This is a genomic window from Microbacterium sp. NPDC076768, from assembly GCF_040687205.1.
GTDB lineage: Bacteria > Actinomycetota > Actinomycetes > Actinomycetales > Microbacteriaceae > Microbacterium.
This window is the reverse complement of the sequence record NZ_JBFBMU010000001.1, coordinates 1,266,077-1,280,566: the sequence shown is the minus strand read 5'-3', so window position 1 is coordinate 1,280,566 and position 14,490 is coordinate 1,266,077. Positions and strand designations below refer to the sequence as shown.

15 protein-coding genes and 1 tRNA gene are annotated in these 14,490 nt (G+C 62.5%); 11 read left to right on the top strand and 5 right to left on the bottom strand.

What is annotated here, in order from left to right; all coding sequences use genetic code 11:
• The first annotated feature begins 2 nt into the window (after window positions 1-2).
• From AB0O87_RS06400 to AB0O87_RS06365, 8 genes are all read left to right on the top strand, one after another.
• Window positions 3-1,085: a polyprenyl synthetase family protein gene (locus tag AB0O87_RS06400; protein ID WP_363512786.1), complete on the top strand. Its 1,083-nt coding sequence runs from the start codon at window positions 3-5 to the stop codon at window positions 1,083-1,085.
• Window positions 1,082-1,987 carry a squalene/phytoene synthase family protein gene (locus AB0O87_RS06395; RefSeq protein WP_363512783.1) on the top strand — a complete coding sequence of 302 codons (906 nt, stop codon included), beginning with the start codon at window positions 1,082-1,084 and terminating at the stop codon, window positions 1,985-1,987. The genes AB0O87_RS06400 and AB0O87_RS06395 overlap by 4 nt, the downstream gene beginning before the upstream one ends.
• The gene (gene crtI / locus AB0O87_RS06390) at window positions 1,987-3,588 is read left to right on the top strand and encodes a phytoene desaturase family protein (protein WP_363512780.1); all 1,602 of its coding nucleotides are present in this window, start codon (window positions 1,987-1,989) and stop codon (window positions 3,586-3,588) included. The genes AB0O87_RS06395 and crtI overlap by 1 nt, the downstream gene beginning before the upstream one ends.
• Window positions 3,588-3,935, top strand: coding sequence for a lycopene cyclase domain-containing protein (locus tag AB0O87_RS06385; protein ID WP_363512777.1), 348 nt, complete (start codon window positions 3,588-3,590; stop codon window positions 3,933-3,935). The genes crtI and AB0O87_RS06385 overlap by 1 nt, the downstream gene beginning before the upstream one ends.
• The gene (locus AB0O87_RS06380) at window positions 3,932-4,279 is read left to right on the top strand and encodes a lycopene cyclase domain-containing protein (protein ID WP_363512774.1); all 348 of its coding nucleotides are present in this window, start codon (window positions 3,932-3,934) and stop codon (window positions 4,277-4,279) included. The genes AB0O87_RS06385 and AB0O87_RS06380 overlap by 4 nt, the downstream gene beginning before the upstream one ends.
• Window positions 4,276-5,169 carry a prenyltransferase gene (locus tag AB0O87_RS06375; RefSeq protein WP_363512772.1) on the top strand — a complete coding sequence of 298 codons (894 nt, stop codon included), beginning with the start codon at window positions 4,276-4,278 and terminating at the stop codon, window positions 5,167-5,169. The genes AB0O87_RS06380 and AB0O87_RS06375 overlap by 4 nt, the downstream gene beginning before the upstream one ends.
• Before the next feature lie 31 nt (window positions 5,170-5,200).
• On the top strand, window positions 5,201-7,387 hold the full coding sequence (locus AB0O87_RS06370; RefSeq protein ID WP_363512769.1) for an MMPL family transporter: 2,187 nt from the start codon (window positions 5,201-5,203) through the stop codon (window positions 7,385-7,387).
• Between the two features lie 39 nt (window positions 7,388-7,426).
• A tRNA-Arg gene (locus tag AB0O87_RS06365) sits at window positions 7,427-7,499 on the top strand.
• Between the two features lie 55 nt (window positions 7,500-7,554).
• On the opposite strand, the gene AB0O87_RS06360 is transcribed toward AB0O87_RS06365, so the two are convergent.
• The 3 genes from AB0O87_RS06360 to AB0O87_RS06350 form a co-directional block, all read right to left on the bottom strand.
• Window positions 7,555-8,052, bottom strand: a complete 498-nt coding sequence (locus AB0O87_RS06360) for an HNH endonuclease (protein WP_363512766.1) — start codon at window positions 8,050-8,052, stop codon at window positions 7,555-7,557.
• A gap of 308 nt (window positions 8,053-8,360) precedes the next feature.
• Window positions 8,361-9,200, bottom strand: a complete 840-nt coding sequence (locus AB0O87_RS06355; RefSeq protein ID WP_363512763.1) for a M23 family metallopeptidase — start codon at window positions 9,198-9,200, stop codon at window positions 8,361-8,363.
• A 284-nt stretch (window positions 9,201-9,484) separates the two neighbouring features.
• A complete protein-coding gene (locus tag AB0O87_RS06350) occupies window positions 9,485-10,186 on the bottom strand; it encodes an iron dependent repressor, metal binding and dimerization domain protein (RefSeq protein ID WP_363512760.1) in 702 nt (233 codons plus the stop codon).
• Between the two features lie 104 nt (window positions 10,187-10,290).
• On the opposite strand from AB0O87_RS06350, the gene serC reads away from it, so the two are divergent.
• Complete coding sequence (gene serC / locus AB0O87_RS06345) at window positions 10,291-11,403, top strand: phosphoserine transaminase (RefSeq protein ID WP_363512757.1); 1,113 nt, start codon at window positions 10,291-10,293, stop codon at window positions 11,401-11,403.
• 10 nt (window positions 11,404-11,413) lie between these two features.
• On the opposite strand, the gene AB0O87_RS06340 is transcribed toward serC, so the two are convergent.
• Window positions 11,414-12,010, bottom strand: coding sequence for a DUF3027 domain-containing protein (locus AB0O87_RS06340; protein ID WP_363512754.1), 597 nt, complete (start codon window positions 12,008-12,010; stop codon window positions 11,414-11,416).
• Window positions 11,994-12,374 (bottom strand): cold shock domain-containing protein, encoded by a 381-nt coding sequence (locus AB0O87_RS06335; protein ID WP_363512751.1) that lies wholly within the window; start codon window positions 12,372-12,374, stop codon window positions 11,994-11,996. Before AB0O87_RS06335 ends, AB0O87_RS06340 begins: the two co-directional genes overlap by 17 nt.
• A 117-nt stretch (window positions 12,375-12,491) precedes the next feature.
• On the opposite strand from AB0O87_RS06335, the gene AB0O87_RS06330 reads away from it, so the two are divergent.
• On the top strand, window positions 12,492-12,767 hold the full coding sequence (locus tag AB0O87_RS06330) for a multidrug ABC transporter ATPase (RefSeq protein ID WP_363512748.1): 276 nt from the start codon (window positions 12,492-12,494) through the stop codon (window positions 12,765-12,767).
• A 10-nt stretch (window positions 12,768-12,777) separates the two neighbouring features.
• Window positions 12,778-14,487, top strand: a complete 1,710-nt coding sequence (locus AB0O87_RS06325) for a helicase-associated domain-containing protein (protein WP_363512745.1) — start codon at window positions 12,778-12,780, stop codon at window positions 14,485-14,487.
• Window positions 14,488-14,490 lie beyond the last annotated feature (3 nt).

Sequence of the window (14,490 nt, the reverse complement as noted above, 5' to 3'; positions counted from 1 at the left end):
AGATGAGCGCCACGGCGACCGAAGAAGCACTCGGAACGCAGATCGAGGATGCCCTGCGGCGCCGGTTTGCCGAGCGAAGTGCATCCGCCGAGCGCTATGGCACGGAGTTCGTCGAGCTCTGGCACACCGCGGCTGAGCAAGCTCTCGGCGGCAAGCTCATCCGGCCGCGCTTGCTCATGGACCTGGTGCACGCACTGGCCGCCGGGCCGCTCTCTGAAGACGAAACCATCGCAGCGATTGACGTCGCAGCCCACGTCGAGCTGCTCCACTACGCATTCTTGTTGCACGACGACGTCATCGATGGCGACCTCACCCGCAGGCTGCGACCCAACCTAATCGGTGCGCTGATCGCCGGGCGCCCGGAACACACAGCGGAGTCCACCGCCCATTGGGCGCGGTCCAGCGCGATATTGCTCGGCGACCTCTTGCTTTCATCGGCAGTGCTGGGTTTCGCGCGCGCTGATGTATCTTCCGTCGCGAGGGAGCGACTGCTGACGCTCCTGGACGAAACAATTTTCGAGACGGTGGCAGGAGAGCATGCGGACGTCGCATTGAGCGACGGCATTGTGGAACCTGACCTGCGCACGATCCTGTCGACCAGCGTGTATAAGACATCGACGTACTCTTTCGTGTTGCCCTTGCGAGCGGCAGCCGTGCTTACCGGCGCTTCGGCCGCCGTGGAAGAGAATCTCACCACCATCGGCACGCGCATCGGTCTCGCTTACCAACTCCAAGACGATCTTCTTTCCGTGTTCGGCGCGCCAGAGGAGCATGGCAAAGACGCATTCTCCGACCTGCGCGAAGGGAAAGAGACGGCGATTATTGCCTATGCTCGGATGACGAGCCAGTGGGAAAGCATCGAGCGTCATTTCGCTCGACCAGACATCACCCACGCTGAAGGCTCTTCTGCACGCGAAGCACTGCGCGCATGCGGCGCCGAAGGCTATGTCAGCAGCCTTGTGCGGGAACACCTCGACGCTGTGGCGAGCTCGCTCGTTGAAGCAGAGTCCAGCGACGCTCTTCCGGCCGCTGCAACTCAGGTAATCCGCGCATTGACCTCCCGCGTCGAAGGCCGCACCCGATGAGCACGAATGCAGACGGCTCCTCTGACAACGCTGCTTTGCGCCGGTTTAATGCCACAGCGGACATCGCAACGCGCCAGGTTATTCGCAACTACTCGACCTCTTTCGGTCTCGCTACCAGGCTCTTGGGCGAGCGGCATCGACAGCACGTGCGAAACATCTACGCGATGGTTCGCATCGCAGACGAGATCGTCGATGGCGTGGCCGCAGAGGCTGGCCTTGACTCAGCCGCTCAAGAGGCGGCCCTCGATGCCTACATTGCCGAGACGCATCAGTCCATGCGCCGCGGGTACAGCAGCGACCTGATCTTGCATGCATTCGCGCGCACCGCGCGGGAATGCGGAATCGGTGAAGATCTGACCCTTCCGTTCTTTGATTCGATGCGCGCTGACATCGCTGCTGATGCGACATTCGCCGCATATGACGCCGACGCGCACGCGGCCTATGTCTACGGCTCCGCCGAGGTTGTCGGTCTCATGTGCCTGCAGGTCTTCCTCAGAGGATCTGACCGCACGCCGTCTGACATCGAGACGCTGCGCCAGGGTGCCCGCCAGCTCGGCGCAGCATTCCAGAATGTGAACTTTCTTCGGGACCTTGCTGACGACACCGACCGCCTGCAGCGCGGCTACCTCGGTGGCTCCGCACGTCTGACGGATGCCGATCGAGACGCGTGGGTACAGACCATCCGCACGCAGCTCGCAGATGCCAATGCGGCGATTCCGCTGCTCCCTAAAGACGCCCGCGCCGCTGTGCGCAGCGCGCTGGCGCTCTTCGAAGCGCTCACCTTGCGAGTATCCAAGACGCCCGCAGCTGTGCTCTATCGCCGACGCGTTCGCGTCGCCGATCCCGTAAAAGCGGCGCTCGCAGCGCGAGCGGTCGTCGTCACCACAATGGAGCGAGACTGATGAGCCGAGTTGTAGTAATCGGTGCGGGCGTCGCTGGCCTTGCGACGGCAGGCTTGCTCGCTCGCGACGGCCACGAGGTCGTCGTGCTCGAGAAGAATGGCCGCGTTGGCGGGCGGGCGGGCACTATCGAACGCGATGGATTCCGTTTCGACTCCGGTCCTTCGTGGTACCTCATGCCGGAGGTATTCGACCACTTCTTCGAGATGATGGGCACCACCACCGCCGAACAGATCGAGCTCGTTCGGCTCGACCCCGGTTATCGAGTCTTCCGCTCCCCTGATTCACCCGATTCGGAGAACTCCGCGGTCACGGTTCCCGCCGGCCGGGACGCCGTCACCCGACTCTTTGAAGAGTTGGAGCCTGGATCAGCCAGCACTCTCGACGCCTACTTGGATTCTGCGCACGAGGCGAACACCATGGCGCAGAAGTACTTTCTCTATAACCCATTCACCAAGATGCGCACGCTTTTTGCGCCAGAGGTTGTTCGGGCACTCCCCCGGCTCTTCACGTTGCTGGGCACCCGACTGCAGTCCTTCGCCGCTAGCCGCTTCCGGAACCCTGTGATTCGTCAAATTCTCGGGTACCCCGCGGTCTTCTTGGGCACAGATCCGCGCAGTGCACCTGCGATGTACCACCTGATGAGCGCCCTCGATCTTGACCAGGGCGTCAGCTATCCGCAAGGCGGTTTCTGGCGCGTCATCGAGCGATTCGAGGCACTCGCCGTGAGCGCAGGCGCGCGCATCGTGACGGGTGCAGACGTTACCGGAATACAGACAGAGGACGCCGGAAGCGGCGCAGTGGTGACGGGCGTCGCATGGGTCGATGACTCGGGCGTCACTCATATCGAGAACGCCGACTTTGTCGTTTCCGGGGCTGACTTGCACCACACGGAGACGGCACTTCTTCCCCCGATGCTCCAGACATACCCGGAATCCTGGTGGAGTAAACGCACAAGCGGACCTGGCGGTGTGCTGGTGATGCTCGGAGTTCGAGGCAGCCTGCCGGAGCTCCCGCACCATTCGTTGTTCTTCACAGAGGACTGGGACGCGAACTTCGACGCGATCTTCGGCCCATCCCCGTCTGTTCCAGACCCGGCGTCTATCTACGTCTGTCGCCCAAGCGCGACGGATCCAGACGTGGCGCCAGCCGACCATGAGAATCTGTTTGTTCTCGTGCCTGTGCCCGCCGATGTCACCCTCGGACATGGTGGGGCAGACGGAGCAGGTGACGCGCTGGTCGAGCAAACCGCTGACGCAGCGATCGACCAAATTGCCACCTGGGCGGGCATCCCCGACCTTCGCGAGCGCATCGTCGTACGAGAGACAACGGGCCCTCGCGATTTCCACGATGACTACCGCTCCTGGATGGGAGGGATGCTCGGACCAGCGCACATTCTCTCGCAGAGCGCGATGTTCCGCGCGCAGAACGCCTCCAAGCGTGTGCGCGGGCTTTTCTACGCTGGCGGAACAACGGCCCCTGGTGTGGGTGTCCCCATGTGCCTGATCAGCGCGGAAATCGTCTTGAAGCGCATCCGTGGGGACCACTCCCCCGGACCGCTTGATATCCCTCAGTCGTCTGCATCACATGCGGAGAGCTCTTGATGGGCGCGTTGTACCTCGCGGTTCTGCTCATCTCGCTCGGGTGCATGCTTCTGTTGGATCGACGGTTCGAGCTCTTCTTCTGGCGTGATGCAGTCTCCGCATCGGTGGTCACTGTCGTAGGGCTCATCTTCTTCCTCGTGTGGGACATCGCGGGTATCGCCAATGGAATCTTCCTCAGGGGCGACGCCGCCATTGCCACCGGGGTAGTGCTTGCTCCTGAACTTCCTCTGGAAGAGCCCGTCTTCCTTCTTTTCCTCGTGGTGTGCACGATGATCATCTATACAGGTGCTGTGCGGCTGGTCGCCCAACTGCGGCAGCACCCACGTGCGCAGGAAGGACGATCGTGACCTACCTTCAGCTCGCCGTTGTCTTTCTCCTCATCGCTGCGGTCGGCGGAATCGTCCTGTCGCTCACCGCTCGACGAAGCGGACCATCGCCACTCGCCGTCGTCATCACAGTGGTCGTGCTATTCATCCTCACCGCGGTCTTTGACACAGCGATGATCGCCAGTGGCCTCTTCCACTACGCCGAAGACCCCCTGCTCGGTCTGCACATCGGACTAGCGCCGATCGAAGACTTCGCCTACCCGCTCGCCGGCGCGGTGCTGCTACCTGCACTGTGGACCGCCCTTCGGGCCAGACGGCAACGTCGAGACCTCCAGAGCGCCAACGATCGGGAGACCCACGGATGAACCAGAGCTCCCCACGCACATCATCTCTCGGCCGTGACATCGCGCAGATCATTCTCTCGTCGCGACCCATCAGCTGGATCAATACGGCATTCCCCTTCGCTGCCGCATATCTGCTCAGTACACGTGAGGTCGATCTGACCCTCGTGATTGGTGCGATCTACTTTTTGGTTCCCTACAACTTGGCGATGTACGGAATCAACGACGTCTTCGACTACGCCTCAGATTTGGCGAACCCGCGCAAGGGCGGCATCGAAGGCGCGCTTCTGGCACCTCGCATTCATCGCGCCACAATCTGGACAGCGGTTGCCCTCAACGTCCCGTTCCTCGTCTACCTGGTAATAGTGGGCAACCCGCTGTCATGGTTCTGGCTGGCAGTGAGCGTCTTCGCGGTGATTGCCTACTCTGCCCCCGTTCTTCGGTTCAAGGAGCGGCCGTTCCTTGACTCCATCACCTCCAGCACCCACTTCGTGAGTCCGGCGATAGTTGGCCTTGCGCTGGCTGGTGCTCCGATAACCGCGTCGACGATCGCTACGCTCACGGCGTTCTTCCTCTGGGGGATGGCAGCCCACGCCTTCGGTGCCGTTCAAGACATTGCGCCTGATCGCGAAGCCGGCATTTCCTCCATCGCTACGGTGATCGGTGCGCGAGCAACCGTGCGCCTTGCTCTGTGCCTCTGGCTCGTCGCCGGGGTCGCCATGCTGCTCACACCCTGGCCGGGCCCACTAGCCGCAGCACTGGTCGTCCCGTACCTCATCAATGCGGCTCCGTGGTGGAACGTCACTGACGAATCATCCCCATCAACAAACCGTGCGTGGCGTCGGTTCATCGCTCTGAACTACTTCGCCGGATTCCTCGCGACGATGATCCTCATCTTCGCCTGGATCTCTTAAATTTCCGTTGACCCCCTCCGAGAGGAACCCGATGTCTCGCTCCGCCCCCACTTCGACTCCCCCCATTAGGGAGCGTTCTCGACGCCGCTCCTGGGTGCGTGTCTTCATCCCGGTGGTGCTGATCTTGGCGTGGCTGGTGGGTGCCTCACTCGGCGGCCCGCTTTTCGGAAAAGTCGATGAGGTATCGTCCAACGACCAGACCACCTACCTTCCAGAGTCCGCGGATGCGACTCAAGTGCAAGAGTTGCTCGGAGAGTTCAACGACAGCGAAGCAATTCCTGCGATCGCTGTCTTCACCTCCGATGACGAACTCACGGAGGCGGAGCTGGAGTCCATCTCCGAGGCTGTCGCTGACGCTCCCTCTGTGGAAGGCGTCACAGATGAGGTCTCTCCTGCGATCCCGTCTGACGATGGCAAGGCCGTTCAGGCGTTCATCCCGATCAGCAGCGATGCGGAGCTTGCCGACGCCACGACCGCGCTCGGTGAAGAGCTGCGCGCGGCTGTACCAGACACCATCACGGTCTACATCACCGGCCCTGCGGGATTCACAGCGGATCTCGCTGCCGGGTTCGCCGGCATCGACGGCCTTCTCCTGGGCGTCGCGCTTCTCGCGGTCCTCGTGATCCTGGTGCTGGTGTACCGCTCGTTCCTGCTGCCCCTTGTCGTGCTCTCGACGAGCCTCTTTGCGCTGTGCGTGGCACTTCTCGTGGTGTGGTGGCTCGCGAAGTTCGAGATTCTGTTGCTCAGCGGGCAGACCCAGGGCATCCTGTTCATTCTCGTGATCGGCGCTGCCACCGACTACGCTCTGCTGTTCGTTGCGCGCTTCAGAGAAGAACTCCGTGTGTCCCAAGACAAGGGAACAGCGGTTCTCGCGGCGTGGAAGGGATCCGTCGAGCCGATCGCCGCTTCCGGCGGCACCGTTATCGCCGGGCTGCTGTGCCTGCTGCTCAGCGACCTCAAGTCCAACAGCACCCTCGGCCCTGTAGCCGCGATCGGCATCGTGTTCGCGATGTTGGCAGCTCTTACGCTACTGCCGTCTCTGCTGCTGCTCTTCGGTCGCGCAGTCTTCTGGCCGCGGCGCCCTCGCTTCGAGCCTGAGGTCGTGGCCGAAGAACACGGTATGCGCACCACTGGCCTCTGGGCGCGACTTGCTGGTCTCATCAAGCGTCGCCCCCGGGCGATCTGGATCGTGACGACCTTGGTGCTTCTGGTCGGTGCTGCGGGAATCACGCAGCTGAAGGCCGACGGCATCCCGCAGTCCGACCTGGTACTCGGGGCCTCTGAGGCACGCGATGGCCAGGTGGCTTTGGGCGAGCACTTCCCCGGTGGCTCCGGAAGCCCGGTCTATGTGGTCGTCGCGGAAGACGAGCTCCAGGACGCAGCCGACATCCTGCTTGCGAGCGATGGCATCGACGGCGTCTCGGTGACGGCATCCGATTCCCCGAGTGGATCTGCCCCCGTTACGGAAGACGGAATCACCGCTTTCGGCCCTCCAGGCACCCCTGCGCCTGAGCCCACGACCGTCGACGGCGAAGTACTCCTTCAAGGAACACTCACCGATGCGGCTGACTCGGAGGCTGCAGCCGGCACCGTGCGAGAGCTCCGCAGCGATCTCAGCGATGTGGATGCGCTCGTCGGTGGAGTCACTGCCACCTCGATCGATACCAACGATGCGTCAATTCACGACCGCAACCTGATCATTCCGGTGATTCTCGTCGTGATCCTGCTCATTCTGATGCTGTTGCTGCGCTCTGTTCTCGCGCCGGTGTTGCTGATTCTGACCACAGTGATCTCTTTCGGCACCGCACTGGGGGTTGCCGCCCTCGTTTTCAATGGAATCTTCGACTTCCCCGGAGCTGACCCCGCAGTTCCGCTGTATGGCTTCGTGTTCCTTGTGGCCTTGGGGATCGACTACAACATCTTCTTGATGACACGGGTTCGCGAAGAATCCAAGGCTCACGGCACCAGGGAAGGCATCTTGCGAGGCCTCTCCATCACCGGTGGCGTCATCACGTCTGCTGGCTTGGTACTGGCTGCCACATTCGCGGCACTGTCAGTGATCCCGATCCTGTTCCTGGTGCAGCTTGCGTTCATCGTCGCGTTCGGCGTCTTGCTTGACACCTTCGTCGTCCGCTCCCTGCTCGTCCCCGCGTTGACGTACGACATCGGCAAGGCGATCTGGTGGCCATCGAAGCTCTGGCGACGCGGGCAGGACTGATCACGAGGGCGTGCGCCCTGTCGCCTAGACTGGACGCACGCCCTCGTAGCTCAGGGGATAGAGCAGCCCTCTCCTAAAGGGCAGGTCGCAGGTTCGAATCCTGTCGAGGGCACGAATGCGAGAAGGGTCCACCCTCGGGTGGACCCTTCTCGCATTTGTTTTGCGTTCTAAGCGGCGAGTGCCAAGTACGGATCCCACAGAGGATCGCTGCGCTCGGTACCGCGCACCGTCCACACCGTGCCGTGTGGAGGGCGAGGGGTGAACCGCAGCTGCCAGCGCATCTCCTGGGGTGTGCGGTCACTCTTGACGTTGTTGCAACGGAGGCAGCACGCGACCAGGTTTTCCCAGGAGTTTGCGCCTCCGCGTGAGCGCGGCAGCACATGATCGATGGTGGCCGCAGACTTTCCGCAGTAGCCGCAACGGTGATTATCTCTGCGGAGCACGCCACGGCGGGTGACGGGAACGCGCCGGCTCATGGGTACCCGAACATATCGCGCGAGAACGATGACCGCGGGGCGATCATACGTACCGTGCGTCCCCCAGACGGGATCATCTTCTACTCGTTCGATCACGGTGGCCTTGTGATTCATCACAAGCACCAGCGCGCGTTTGAAAGAAACCACCGCGAGCGGCTCATACCCAGCGTTTAGGACCAGTGTGCGCATTCGTCATCCTCTCGATCCGCCGGGACGGCTTCCCGGCACTCTCGACTCACACGAAGTCGTACGAGGGAAGAGCGATCGCAGGGACGAAAAAAGGCGCTGTCTAAAGACAGCGCCTTTCGCGCACGGTAAGTGCGTGGACTCCTTGCGGGCTATGCAGAAGGACATGACGACCGAGGGCATCCATGGTTCGGATGGTCGGTATTCGTTCCATCAGCCTCTCCCACCAGTACGGCAACGGGATCAGGCTAACCCATCCGAGTGAAGGGATGGCGAAACTCTCGGTGAATGAAGAGAAGCGTGTCTGCGAATCAACCAGCGTTAGCGGAAAGCCAAGAGATCGGCTCTACGAGGCCACCGTTAACCCAAACCTCAAAATGCAGGTGGTTCGCGGTCGAACGACCGGTGCTTCCGACATACCCAAGCAGTTGGCCAGCAGATACAGTCTGTCCGACCGCCACCTGCCGCGAACCATAGAGCATGTGGGGGTAAGTGGTCTGGACTCGCTGGCCGCCGACGACGCTATCGAGCATGACAGCCACACCATACCCGCCGATGTTCTCGGTGGAAACGCGAACGATTCCGGCTGCGGCCGCGTAAATCGGGGTGCCAGCGGCAGCGATCATGTCTGCTCCGTTGTGTCCGCCACCGATCGTGCGACTCACTGTCCAGGAGCCGAGCGGAAGCGGATACCGCACCTCACCAGAGCCAGGCGAAGTAAGCGCGTATCCCGCGGAGTTATACGACGCTGAAGATGACGATGACGTGGATACCGCAGATGCGGCCGCGGCGGTCGCAGCGGCAGCAGCAGCTGCTGCCTCCTCCGCCTTCTTTTTTGCGATCTCTTCTGGCGTGGTGGCGCTGAAAGTACCGCGGCTCAATGGCGCTGCGGTGGCATCGGAAGCGACCACCAGAGACTGAGCATCCACAGCAGCAAGCTGTTGCAATGTCGTAGGCGCTGCCTCAGCAGGCTTCGGCGAAGCGAAAGCAGGAAGAGCGATACCGGCAACGAGCGCCCCCACGGCGCCGAAGATGGCGATGGAGCGAAGTGGCTTTACGATCTTTCGCGCGCCCACTGGCGCCCCTGTGCGGCGGGCCAGCTCTCGATTTTCAGATGTCTTCTTCGCGGGCGATTCGATGTCTGCGGCCAAAACTTGATCCTCCTGGGCCCTCGCGCTTTCGGGTAGCGCTGGCTCGTCGGCACTCTGCTCTCGTGGCACGAATGTAGCTCGGGTGGTTTGTGCATTCTTGCCGTGAAGACGACGAGCCTGGAAGGCAATCTTCGCGGGTTCATCCCCAGCGGGCTTCTTCGCTGGCGACTTGACCGAGGTTACCGGAAGATAACGATCATGTCACCCTGGGAAACTGGCAATCCGCGGGGAAGACAACGTCGACCTTCCTTCCGTGGCCACCACGCCCCCGGTTTCGCGCGGAATCAGGAAGGATCGCCGACCAGAAAGATGTGCGATGCGAGTTCTACCGGAAGCTCGAGTCCGTCTTCTTTGCCGTCCATCTGGATAAGGACGTAGCCCTCACTGAAGCGGAAGTCGCCGTGTGCGCCCGGCATAACGCCGGCGTCACGGAGCTGCTCAAGCAACTCCGGGTCGACCTGAGCCGGCTCGGCCAGGCGACGCACTGTTCCCTCGACGGGTCCGCCTGCGGCATTCAGTCGCTGAACGAGGCCGATGACTCCCTCGTGAAAAGTCCGGGCGGGAATATCACCGAGCTGGTCGAGACCTGGAATCGGGTTGCCGTACGGCGACTCAGTCGGGTGCCCGAGAAGCTCCACGAGACGACGCTCTACTTGTTCGCTCATGACGTGTTCCCAGCGACAGGCCTCTTCATGCACGAACGCCCAGTCGAGCCCGATCACGTCGGAGAGCAGACGCTCAGCAAGACGGTGCTTGCGCATCACATCGACAGCCTTGCGGCGACCGGCGTCTGTGAGCTCCAGCGTGCGGTCTTCTGAGACGACAACGAGGCCATCGCGTTCCATGCGGCCCACCGTCTGCGAGACGGTTGGTCCTGAATGCCCGAGTCGCTCGGAGATGCGCGCGCGCAGTGGCACGATGTTCTCTTCCTCGAGCTCGAGGATGGTGCGGAGGTACATCTCCGTGGTGTCGATCAGATCGGTCATGTGCAGGCCCTCCGCGTCTTCTTAGGTAAGCCTACATTCCCGGAGGGGCATCGTCCCGGCACCTGAGACAAACGAGCCGTCTCGCACCCCCTTAGAATCGACCCATGGCGATCGAGATTCCCCGTGACCTCCTGCCCGCTGACGGCCGCTTCGGATGTGGCCCCTCGAAAGTGCGCCCTGCGCAGGTCGAAGCTCTGGTCGCGTCCGGCGCGACGCTCTTGGGTACCTCGCACCGCCAAGCGCCCGTAAAGAATCTGGTCGGGAGCGTCCGCGAACAGCTCGCTGCGCTCTTCCGCCTCCCAGAGGGCTACGAAATCATCCTCAGTAACGGCGGCTCTACCGCTTTCTGGGACTCCGCTTCTTTCGGTCTCATCGAGCGTCGTAGCCAGAACCTCGTCTTCGGCGAGTTCGGAGGCAAGTTCGCAGCCTCCGCCGGTGCTCCATGGCTGGAGGCACCAGATGTGCGCAAGGCCGAACCAGGCTCTCTGACCACCGCTGAAGCTCTGCCGGGTATCGATGTCTATGCCTGGCCGCACAACGAAACGTCCACCGGAGTCGCCGCCCCCGTCCAGCGTGTCACCGCTGATGGGGCACTGACGGTCATCGACGCCACCAGCGCAGCGGGCGGAATCGACTTCTCAGCGGAGCAAGCAGACGTGTACTACTTCGCTCCGCAGAAGAACCTCGGCTCTGATGGCGGCTTGTGGTTCGCAGCCGTCTCGCCAGCTGCCATCGAACGCATCGAGCGCATCGCGGCGTCCGGGCGCTACATCCCCGAATTCTTGAGCCTGAAGAACGCGGTGGACAACTCGCGACTCAACCAAACGCTGAACACTCCTGCGCTCACGACACTGCACCTTCTCGATAGCCAGCTGCGCTGGATCCTCGACAATGGCGGACTCTCGTGGGCCGCGCAGCGCACAGCGGAATCGTCGTCTGTGCTCTACAACTGGGCCGAAGCTTCAGCGGTCGCGACGCCTTTCGTCACCAACGCGGCGCATCGCTCCCCTGTGGTCGTCACGATCGACTTCGACGACAGCATCGACGCGGCGGCAATCGCCAAGACGCTTCGCACCAATGGCATCGTCGACACTGAGCCGTACCGCAAGCTCGGCCGCAACCAGCTCCGAGTAGCGACGTTCGTGTCCATCGAGCCAGACGACGTGCGCCAGCTGACCCGTTCGATCGACTTCGTGCTGGAGAACCAGGGCGCATAAGCGCCCAGGGTCACTCTTCTTCTTCGGCCTCGTCGGCGTCTGTATCTGAGGCGTCGGCGTCGTCTGAGGCGTCGTCGTCTGAGGCGTCGTCGTCTGAGGCGTCGTCTAGCTCGTCGATGTCGACGCCGTCGAGATCCCCGGCATGCAAGATGTCTGCGTCGCCGTCGTCCAGATCGTCGTCATCGTCGTCGTCGTCGTCTGCATCATCGTCTGCGTCATCATCGTCCGCATCGACGTCGTCATCTGCGTCGTCGTCGGAGTTTGCCGCAGCCGCCTCGGCGAGCTCGACTTGATGTGCGCGGTACTCGGCGAGTCGCTCCGCCCACGGAACCCACTCTGGCGCGAGAAGAGCACCATCGCCTGGGATGAGTTCGACCTCAAGCACCGTGGGCTCTTCACCGTCAACACGTGCAACGGTAACTGTCCAGTACCACCCGGGGTACCCCGCGAGCCGATTTTCGAAACGCAGCGATACGGAGCCGTCTTCTTCTGCAAGGTACCCGGCAGCCGGACCGACGGTTGAGGCGGGCGTGATCTCACTCAACGCCACGAGAGCAAGCTCGTGCGCTTCGATGAGACGAGCGTCAGCTTCAGGCTTCGAGGTCATCAGCTACCTTGCGCAGTACGGCAGCAATCTTGCGGCCGTGTCCGGATGACGGGTAGCGCCCTCGACGCAGGTCGCCGCCAATTCCGTCCAAAAGCTTCACGAGGTCTTCGACAATGATCGCCATGTCGTCTGCCGGCTTGCGCTTTGCTTTTGAGAGGCTGGGCGGTGCCTCAAGCACTCGCACAGACAGCGCCTGCAGGCCGCGCTTACCGTCGGCGACGCCGAACTCCACGCGTGCACCGGCCTTAACTGCGGCCCCAGCGGGCAGAGCAGAGGCGTGCAGGAAGACGTCTTGGCCGTCATCGCTGGCGATGAAGCCGAAACCCTTGTCTTCGTCGTAGAACCTGACCTTGCCGGTGGGCATGGGAGAACCTCGCTGAGATCGATGTACAAAAAAGTTACGCGCTTGTGCGCGTGAGTTCAGCCTACCGGTCACGGGGCAGGCCAGACCGTAGCTCAGGGTGCGAGTAAGCTGAGCCGGATGAGCATGCAGAGTTCTGGGGCAGACGTTCCCATCCGCCGGGTGGATCGGATTTTGGCGTTCACTGCGTTAGGAATTGCTGCCGCTTCCGTTGTCTGCTTCTTCGCGATCATCATCGGCACCGCCACAGGCATGGATCAAGCTGCCTTCGGAGAGGGCGCTTGGCCGATAGTCGCCGCTATCCCGTACTGGGGATTGCCTCTCGCGTTTGTCATGATCATCGTGTTGCTCACGATGAGCTTCATCCGAAAGGGTCGCGCGTCTTCGCGTTCCTGAGGGATCTGCCATGAGTACTCACGCGCGACCGCTCGCTGATTGGCTGGCCGTCGCGAGCGATGATGACCTCCTGCAATTGTTTGTGATGCGAGGCGTGCGAGCGGACGCACCCTGGCAAGACTTCTTCGATGCTGCGGAAGCGCTGCTCGAGCCAGCATCGTTGACCAAGATCCTTCCAACGCTCACCGCTGCGGAGGCAACAGCGCTGCTGGCGGCAGTATCCGGAGACGGCGCAGGAGAGTTACAAGAGCACCTCGCGGGGCTTGCCCTCCTGCGACCAGACGGATCGCCGCACCCTCCTGTGGAGGCCGCGATCGCTGGTCGCTCCGCGTTGCCTCTCCCTCCGGCGGCGCCAGCGCAGCCGGCATCAGAGAGTGCAGCAGCGCATGCCGCAGAGCGAGCGTTCACGACCGTTGCCGTCCTTGCTGACCTTCTCCTCATCGCCAGAGAAAATCCGTTCTCCTTGCTCACAGGCGGCGGGATGAGCGCAGGCGAGAAACGACAGCTCGCCGACGCAGGCCTTCCCATTGAGATCGTCGACACCGTCGCAGACATTGCGATTCTCTCCGGACTCGCCGTTGCTGCCGATCGACGTCTGCGTGCCACCCTGCGCGCTGAGGACTGGCTCCGTGCGTCTGCCGCGAACCGCTGGGCAGCCCTTGCAACGGCCTTTCGCGATGCCCTGCCGCGCGGTATCCGTTCGAAAGACAGCGGATGGATCTCCCCTGAGGTGTGGGACGACGCGCATCCGTGGGATCCTTCGTGGCCGGAGCGCGCGCGGACGCTCCGCGGAACTGCACACCTGCTCGGTTTGATCGCGGAGGACGGATCGGAACCCGGTTGGACGACCGCACTGCGGCGTGGCGGCACGGCAGAAGTCGATGCCCTCGTCGCGATGCTCCCCGCCGAAGTCGATCGCATCTTTCTGCAGAACGACCTCACCGCGATCGCCCCCGGCCCACTTGAGCCAGCGCTGGACGTACGCTTGCGCACGATCGCCGCGCGCGAGTCCGCTGCACAGGCATCGTCCTACCGCTTCACGGCAGAGTCGCTCGCCCATGCATTCGCTACAGGCGAGACGGAGCAATCCATCCTCGACTTTTTGACCTCCGTTACGCTCACGGGCATCCCCCAACCACTGAGTTACCTGATCAAACAAACCGGTCAGCGGCACGGTCTCGTCCGCGTCTTCGCAGATGAGGAGACCGGTCGCACGCGGATCGAAAGCTCCGATACGCACCTCATCGAGGCGATGGCGATTGATCAGTCATTGCGCCCACTGGCATTGACAGCTGCCGACGATGCTCTGACCAGCCGCGTAGGTCGCGACACCGCGTATTGGGCGCTGACCGACGCACGCTACCCCGCGACCCTCGTCGGGCCAGACGGTGCCCCGCTGGTCAGCGCGCGACATCCGGCGCCGCCACAGCCGGCTTCCAAAGACAATGCGGCTGACTTGCTCCCGCTTATCTCTCGACTCCGCTCGCACCAGGGAGTGGACGCAGATGCCGCATGGCTCGATCGTGAACTCGAGGCTGCTGTTCGAACAAAAGCGGTCCTCAGGGTCACCGTCGGGATGCCAGATGGGTCGACCAAAGAGCTTCTTCTCGAAGCGACAGGGATAGGCGGAGGCAGGCTCCGTGGACGCGATCGCGCGGCCGATGTAGAGCGCACTCTTCCGGTGTCGAGTATCCGGGCGGCGGCGGTTGTCACGTCATAGGCC